Source organism: Phocaeicola faecicola (genome assembly GCF_013618865.1).
GTDB classification, from domain to species: domain Bacteria; phylum Bacteroidota; class Bacteroidia; order Bacteroidales; family Bacteroidaceae; genus Phocaeicola; species Phocaeicola faecicola.
In genome coordinates this window covers 1-2,201 of record NZ_JABSOE010000143.1, presented here as the reverse complement: position 1 = coordinate 2,201, position 2,201 = coordinate 1, and the positions used below count along the sequence as shown (strand labels likewise).

The 2,201-nt window shown below is 43.9% G+C and carries 1 protein-coding gene; it reads right to left on the bottom strand.

Annotated features, from left to right (window positions below; genetic code table 11):
- Positions 1-156 precede the first annotated feature (156 nt).
- Positions 157-1,647, bottom strand: coding sequence for a group II intron reverse transcriptase/maturase (gene ltrA / locus H3001_RS18995; RefSeq protein WP_181215787.1), 1,491 nt, complete (start codon positions 1,645-1,647; stop codon positions 157-159).
- Positions 1,648-2,201 lie beyond the last annotated feature (554 nt).

Here is a 2,201-nt window from a genome sequence, read left to right as displayed (position 1 = left end):
GTTATGTAGGTCGGCGGCATTGCTGCCGCTTTCCCCATTAAGAACTGTACGTGCGACTTTCACCGCATACAGCTCCGATAATTCTAAATTTAATTCTCATAAAATTAAATCGGCTCATAATCATCTTTTGATGACTTGTTTCCGATAAAGTTTTCTTCACGCACGTTGACGGGCACTTTTAAGTTTCCGTTTTTCGAAGTATTCGTCCCATAATGGGTCGAACGGATTGGCTTCGCATCTTATCTTTATGTGTCGCTTGATTGGAATATCAGTCAGTTTATCTAATGTGAACCTCTCCTTTATTCCTCCACATACATATTCAAAACCGAAAATCCACTTTCTGCTACTTTCATGGATAAAATATTTCCTCCTTATCCATTCCCTTGACTTGTTGGTATGTCTGCGATATGACCATCTTTTAAGTTGGTTTATTAAGATATGGTCACATCGGCAGAACACCTCCTTTGATACCACATGTCTGTAGTAGTTACCCCATCCCCTTATTATAGGATTGAGTTTCTCTATCAGTTCCTGCTGGGATAGTGCCTTACCTTTGGTCAGCACAACCTCGTGCAGCTTGTCAGTGAAACGTTTCTGACTTTTCTTTGACGGCTTTATTAACAATGTTCCGTTGTACTTCCGTACATTGAAGCCCAAGAAGTCAAATCCGTCACTGATATGTGTTATCAGTGTCTTCTCCTCGGATAGTGTAAGTCCTCTTTCCTTTAAAAAGGCTGTCAACATTTCCTTTATTTCAAGTAATGTTTCCCTTTTATCGGCTGTGACAATGAAGTCGTCCGCGTATCTTACGAGATTGACTTTGGGGCAGTAAAGTTTTCCATTGACATAACCTGCCTTGTATTTCTCTTTGAGCATCCTTTCCATGCCGTCAAGAGTTGCATTTGCAAGTGTCGGTGATATGATACCACCCTGCGGTGTCCCTTCAAGTGTCGGTTGAAGCAACTTGTTGAATACAACTCCACTTTTCAGCCATTTCCTTAATATATGCCTGTCGATTCGTACGTTATCGGGAAGCCATTCATGGCTGATATGGTCGAAACAGCCTTTTATGTCCCCCTCCAATATCCATTCGGGAGAGCAATCCCTGCTTAGCCATCTGTGGAGTGCGTCTATCGCATCTGCCGTACTTCTGAACTTTCTAAATCCGTAAGAGTTTGCATCCGCTTCACTCTCCGTTATGGGTTCCAATGCCATAAGGTACAGTGCCTGCATGGCTCTGTCTTTCATGGTTGGTATTCCCAAAGGTCTTGTCTTGCCGTTTGCCTTGGGTATGTTAACCCTTTTCAGTGGGAGGGCTTTATACCCTCTCCGTGTCAAAGAACGTATAGCTTCTATTTTCCTGGCATCGGTGTCCCACTTTATGTGGTCAACCCCTGCCGTGCGCTTGCCTTTATTGGATGTCACTTTTCTTACCGCCAATGCCTTGGCTTCGAACGAAGTGACAAGGAGGTGCTGCAAGGCTTTCACCTTGTTATACCTCTTTCCTGTATGAGCCTTTGCTATTCGGACTTGCAGCTTTCTGACCTTGCATTCACACTTATGAAAGTCAATGTCTTTCCATGTAGTGTTATACTTGGCTGAAGATGCACACTCGGCTTTCACCTCGTTCCTTTGCTGTTTCTTCATTTCGTTAAAGTTCTACAATCGTTTCACAAAGAATTACCCTGCGGAAGTCTGCCTGCTTTCGCATGAGGTGACGTTTAAACCTCTATCCTCCGCATTACACGGAAGCGTTCGCTTTCTCCGCAATCCTTTACCCGCACCTCATTCGGCTTCTCTTGCGATTGGCTTACCTACTCGATAAAGGCAGGAAAGATACGGGCTTACCAAGTTCCGTACAAGTAACTGACGACCGACTTAGAGTCCACCCATCCACCGGCAGTACTACATCCGTGTAGTCCTAATAAGCAGAGAACTATCCTGACTGCATGCCTTTTGGCTATAGCTTATAAATATCCGTAAGCTATTTCTTTGTTACGATGGTGCAGCGGTTCACATCAGTTACTCATATCGGTCAGCCTAACAGTCTATGCATTGGATATTTCTGCATAGAACCATATTGTCAAGAGGGCTTCGCACCAAACAATTACTCGTAAAGCACGCCTCTTTAGGCTACTGTTGACGGAACAACAGGTTCAGACATCATGCTGAACAATTACTTGTACGACTTCTTGTCGCAC

Bases quoted from the DNA above. Each gene is read 5' to 3' on its own strand.
- ltrA (WP_181215787.1), bottom strand. From the start codon at position 1,647: ATGAAGAAACAGCAAAGGAACGAGGTGAAAGCCGAGTGTGCATCTTCA.